We start from the raw sequence: 5,360 nt of genomic DNA, 5'->3' as shown, positions 1-5,360 counted from the left end.
CAACCGCCCCGAAGGCGGCCTGCGCGTCGCGATGACGTTCCCGTTCGAGGTCGTGCCGAAGGACGAACCCCACGCACAGGCCGCATAGGCGGCTGCGGCGCCAGCCCGGCCGGGCCGGCGCCGCGTGGCATCATTCGCCGAACAGCGTGCCGAGCGTCTCGGCCGCGTTGCTGTCGATGGTGTTGTAGGTCACGCTGGTGGCCTCGAAGATGTAGACGGTCGTATACCGGCCGAGGCGCTCCAGGATTTCTTCCTGCAGCGATTCAGGCACGACGTTCATGTTCAGGTACCACGCCGTCGACGACAGCCGCGTCTGGAACGACCCGTACTCCTGCATCAATTCGTAGAACGCGTCGGCATCCTGATCGCGGCAGACGATCACCAAGTTTCCTGCCATTCCCTTTCCTCCCGCTCGTCGATCGATCCTCAGGGCCTGTTGGCATCGGGCACGCGCATGCGTTGCCATCGGACCGTCCGCAACAGACCACAAGGGCCAGCCCTGATCATACCCGCTTAGTCGTATCCGGCTGGTGACGCCCGACATGGTTTGCACGCGCGTGCGGCTGGCGGGTTCCCGGCCGGGCCGGATCACGGCATAATTCGGGCCTGCATGCTGGCCGAAAGACTGCGGCCGGGCTGCTCGACCCGCGCACCCGCCATCCGCCCGCGCGCCAGGCACGATCCGTGCGCCGCCTGCGCCGTTCCCGGACGGTTGTACCTGAAATACAGGTTGGTGTAGTGTCGTGCCGTCGCGGGCCGACTCGTCCGGGGCGCGGCAGCGCATGCACGCACGGCGCCCCGCGCTCGCGCGCGATCGTCAGTCAATCGAATTACCGCACCCGTGCGCTTTGCCATGAATCAACATCGACTGCCGGCTTCGTTCGGCCTAACCGGGGAGAGCGCCTGATGGACGTCGGATTCTTCAATCCGAACCGGACCGCCAACGCGTCCGCGTGGCGCGTCCTGCCGAACCGGTGGGATTTCATCGCGTTTCCGCTGATCATCTGCCTGATCGCGATGGCGGTCGTCGGTTTCCACGAAACGATGGCGCCGATCGGCACCCTGCAGACGCAGAAGATCTCGCTCGACCCGTCGAACCTGCCCGAATACGCGTTGCGCACCACGCTGCGGATGCTCGCCGCGATGATCGCGTCGCTTGCGTTCACGCTGATCTACGGCACGCTCGCCGCGAAAAGCCGGCGTGCCGGCATGGTGCTGATCCCGATCCTCGACATCCTGCAGTCGGTGCCGGTGCTCGGTTTCATCTCGTTCACGGTCACGTTCTTCCTCGCGCTGTTCCCGAGCCGCGTGCTCGGCGCCGAGCTCGCGGCGATCTTCGCGATCTTCACGAGCCAGGCGTGGAACATGACGTTCAGCTTCTACCAGTCGCTGCGCACGGTGCCGCGCGACCTGGACGAAGTGTCGCGCGGTTTCCACCTGACGTCGTGGCAGCGCTTCTGGAAGCTCGAAGTGCCGTTCTCGATGCCGGGCCTGATCTGGAACATGATGATGTCGATGTCGGGCGGCTGGTTCTTCGTCGTCGCGTCGGAAGCGATCACCGTCGGCAACCAGACCATCACGCTGCCGGGCATCGGTGCGTATCTCGCGCAGGCGATCTCGGACAAGAACCTCGGTGCGATCGGCTGGGTGATCCTCACGATGACCGTCGTGATCCTCGCTTACGACCAGCTCCTGTTCCGCCCGCTCATCGCGTGGGCCGACAAGTTCCGGATGGAAAACACCGCGTCGGGCGATGCGCCGCAATCCTGGCTGCTCGACCTCGTGCGCCGCACGCGCCTGATTCATCAGCTGCTCGTGCCGGCTGGCTGGTTCTTCGCGAAGGCCGCGCGGATTCCGCTGCGGCTGCCGCTGTCGGGCGCGATGCGCTTCTCGCTGCCGAAAGTCGAGAAGAAGGCGTCGCGCACGGTCGACATCACGTGGGCGATCCTCGTACTGATCGGCACGGCTTATATCGTGTGGCGTGTCGTCAGCTTCGTGTCGACCGGCGTGACGATGGCCGAGGTCGGCCATGTGCTCGTGCTCGGGCTCATCACGCTGCTGCGCGTGGTCGTGCTGATCGCGATCGCGTCGGTGATCTGGGTGCCGATCGGCGTGTGGGTCGGGCTGCGCCCGAAGCTCGCCGAAAAGCTGCAACCGCTTGCGCAGTTCCTCGCGGCGTTCCCGGCGAACCTGCTGTTCCCGGCGTTCGTGATCGTGATCGCGCGCTTCCACCTGAACCCCGATATCTGGCTGTCGCCGCTGATCGTGCTCGGCACCCAGTGGTATATCCTGTTCAACGTGATCGCCGGCGCGACGTCCTACCCGAACGACTATCGCGAAGCGGCGACGAACTTCCGCATCCGTGGCTGGCAGTGGTGGCGGCAGGCGATCCTGCCCGGCATCTTCCCGTACTACGTGACCGGTGCGATTACCGCATCAGGCGGCGCGTGGAACGCGAGCATCGTGTCGGAAGCCGTGCAGTGGGGCAATACCAAGATCGAGGCGCACGGCCTCGGTGCGTATATCGCGCAGACCACCGCCGCCGGCGATTTTCCGAAGATCATCCTGGGCATCGCCGTGATGTCCCTGTTCGTCACCCTGTTCAACCGCCTGTTGTGGCGTCCGCTGTATGCCTTCGCCGAAGCGAAGCTGCGGCTCGACTGAGACCGATTGAGAGCGAAACGCGATGCACAATCCGAATGCTGTAAACGCCCCCGTCCAGACGAACCAGCCGCCGCGCCTCGGTGAGGAAATCCTGCGCGTCGATCACGTCTGTCGCGGCTTCAACAAGACGCAGGGCGAGCTGCTCGTGCTCGACGATGCGAACCTGTCGCTGCGCGAAGGCGAGATCGTCGGGCTGCTCGGCCGCTCCGGCTCGGGCAAGTCGACGCTGCTGCGGATCATCGCCGGCCTGATCGAGCCGACCGGCGGCGAAGTGACCTATCTCGGCAAGCCGCTGGACGGCCCGGCCGAAGGCGTCGCGATGGTGTTCCAGACCTTCGCGCTGTTCCCGTGGCTCACCGTGCTGCAGAACGTGGAAGCCGGCCTTGAAGCGCTCGGCGTCGGCGCACGCGAGCGGCGCGAACGTGCGCTCGCCGCGATCGACCTGATCGGTCTCGACGGCTTCGAGAACGCTTATCCGCGCGAGCTGTCGGGCGGCATGCGCCAGCGCGTGGGCTTTGCGCGCGCGCTCGTCGTCGATCCGACGATCCTGCTGATGGACGAGCCGTTCTCCGCACTCGACGTGCTGACGGCCGAAACGCTGCGTACCGACCTGCTCGACCTGTGGACGCAAGGCCGCATGCCGATCAAGTCGGTGCTGATCGTCACGCACAACATCGAGGAAGCCGTGTTCATGTGCGACCGGATCCTCGTGCTGTCGTCGAACCCGGGCCGCGTGATCGCCGAGATCAAGGTGCCGTTCAAGCATCCGCGCAACCGTCTCGACCCGGCGTTCCGCAAGCTCGTCGACGACATCTACGCGAAGATGACGGCCCGCCAGACCGGCGAGGCGACGAAGAAGGGGCTCGAGCTCGGCAGCTGGCTGCCGCAGGTGTCGACCAACCTGATGGCCGGCCTGATCGAGACGCTCGCGATGGCGCCGTACCACGGTCGCGCGGACATGCCGGAAATCGCACGCACGCTGCACCTCGAGGTCGACGACCTGTTTCCGATCGCCGAAGTGCTGCAGTACCTCGGCTTCGCGGACGTGCGCGAAGGGGACGTGTTCCTCACGCCGCCGGGGCGCGTGTTCGCGGAATTCGGCACGCAGGAGCGCAAGCTGATGTTCGCGGATCACCTGCTGAAGCATGTGCCGCTGGCCGCGCGGATCAAGAAGGTGCTGAACGAACGCCCGGGCCATCGCGCGCCGCGCGTGCGCTTCGAGCAGGAGCTGGAGGATTTCCTGTCCGACGGCGCCGCCGAGGAGACACTCGACGCGGTGATCGACTGGGGCCGTTACGGCGAGATCTTCTCGTACAACGACCAGACCGAGATTTTCAGTCTCGAGGACGTCGAGTCCTGAAGTCGGCGGGGCATTCGGGCGCGTATCGCCTGAATGCCGGCTGCGCGGTTTCGTTCGGCCGCTTCGAGTCAATGCGAACGCGGCTTGTCCGTGGCGCCGGCAATGGGCGCCCGGGTTCGTTGGCAGAGCAGAAGGCGCTGAGTTGGTCGCGTCCGGGCGTTTGCCGGCGACGCGCATCGCTGATGCGCCGACGGGCACGATGCCGGAGGCTGGTGCAACGAATTCCTTCGATTGCATCGCCGATTCGATGCCTTCGAACCTCGTCAGCGATTCAAAGGGCACCCATGAGCGAGAAGAAGGGGCCGTATGCCATCGCGGCGCAACAGTACGATCTGGTGCGCGTATCCGTTGTCGATTCTCCACGGCCGCACGTTTTTCACGCGAAGGTCGAACACATCTATTCCGCTGGAAAGGGCATCACACCGGACCATCTCGGGGCGGAGATCGAGTTCGTCGGTGGTCCGCCGACCTGGGGCAACGTGCCGCTGGCGGTCGGGGAGCGTGCCCTCATGTTCGTCAGCGCGCGGGCCGGCTTGTTCGGCGAGTATCCGTGGCGCGGACACATGGTTCTGGAGGACATCGCGGGCGGAACGTATGCCAGGCTGCAGATTCCGGAGATGTGGCTGAGGGATGATTTGCCAGTCGAGGTCAGGGCTGCGTCGAGTCCGCATCCGGCGAGGCGGAATGCGTCGATCGTCAGGTTCAGCGTGCTGGAGCGCTACCTGAGCGATCTGATCGCGCAAGCGGTCCGCTGAGCCGGATCAATTTTCCGGAATCCGGAGGACGATGCGCTGCCCGCCGGGATCAACGGCAGGGTGTGCGACTTCAGGCGCGTATGTCACGACGATGGATCGTCGCGGTCCAGCGCGGCAGGGTGGGCTGCGGGCATGGAGCCCACTGCGTCTTTACTGCAAATTGCCCCACCGATCGACCGCCGGTTCCGCCGACGCCCACTTCCAGTGCGTGCCTTGCTGGCACGCATTCGCGAAATACCAGTCGGCCTTGTCACCGTCCTTCACCGAGAACGCGAATTCCTTGCACATCGCGAGCGCCGACGAGTACGCGCGCGTGACTCGCACTTCGCCTTCGCCATTTTCGATCGGCAGCGTGTTCTTCACCTTCCACGGCTTCACATCGCCGACGGCCAGGCCGCCGACCACCTTCGCGATTGCGTCCTGCTGGTTCTGATGGAGCTGCTTCATCGTGCGGTGGACGGCTTCGTCGGTCGCGGCCTGCACGGCAATCCCGACGCCGACGCCGACCGCCGGGTTCGCGGTGACGAGGCCCGTCGCCGCGCCGGCCAGTGCGCCGCTCGCCGCGCCGACCGACCCGCAGC

Annotated in this window: 5 protein-coding genes; 3 read left to right on the top strand and 2 right to left on the bottom strand. The window is 65.6% G+C overall.

Annotated elements, in window-relative coordinates; genetic code table 11:
- Positions 1–130: 130 nt before the first annotated feature.
- On the bottom strand, positions 131–397 hold the full coding sequence (locus G3N93_RS33375; protein WP_027786765.1) for a hypothetical protein: 267 nt from the start codon (positions 395–397) through the stop codon (positions 131–133).
- A gap of 509 nt (positions 398–906) precedes the next feature.
- Here G3N93_RS33375 and G3N93_RS33370 point away from each other — a divergent pair.
- The 3 genes from G3N93_RS33370 (at position 907) to G3N93_RS33360 (ending at position 4,779) form a co-directional block, all read left to right on the top strand.
- On the top strand, positions 907–2,664 hold the full coding sequence (locus G3N93_RS33370; RefSeq protein WP_174943243.1) for an ABC transporter permease subunit: 1,758 nt from the start codon (positions 907–909) through the stop codon (positions 2,662–2,664).
- 22 nt (positions 2,665–2,686) lie between these two features.
- Positions 2,687–4,024 (top strand): AAA-associated domain-containing protein, encoded by a 1,338-nt coding sequence (locus G3N93_RS33365; RefSeq protein ID WP_174943240.1) that lies wholly within the window; start codon positions 2,687–2,689, stop codon positions 4,022–4,024.
- A gap of 284 nt (positions 4,025–4,308) precedes the next feature.
- Positions 4,309–4,779 carry a hypothetical protein gene (locus G3N93_RS33360; RefSeq protein WP_206134869.1) on the top strand — a complete coding sequence of 157 codons (471 nt, stop codon included), beginning with the start codon at positions 4,309–4,311 and terminating at the stop codon, positions 4,777–4,779.
- A 150-nt stretch (positions 4,780–4,929) separates the two neighbouring features.
- On the opposite strand, the gene G3N93_RS33355 is transcribed toward G3N93_RS33360, so the two are convergent.
- Positions 4,930–5,360, bottom strand: a 431-nt coding sequence (locus G3N93_RS33355) for a hypothetical protein (protein WP_206134868.1), incomplete at its 5' end; no start/stop codon positions are given.

It is taken from the genome of Burkholderia sp. Se-20378, assembly GCF_017104665.1.
In the GTDB taxonomy this organism is placed as follows: Bacteria; Pseudomonadota; Gammaproteobacteria; order Burkholderiales; family Burkholderiaceae; genus Burkholderia; species Burkholderia lata.
This window is presented reverse-complemented; position numbering and strand designations above follow the sequence as displayed.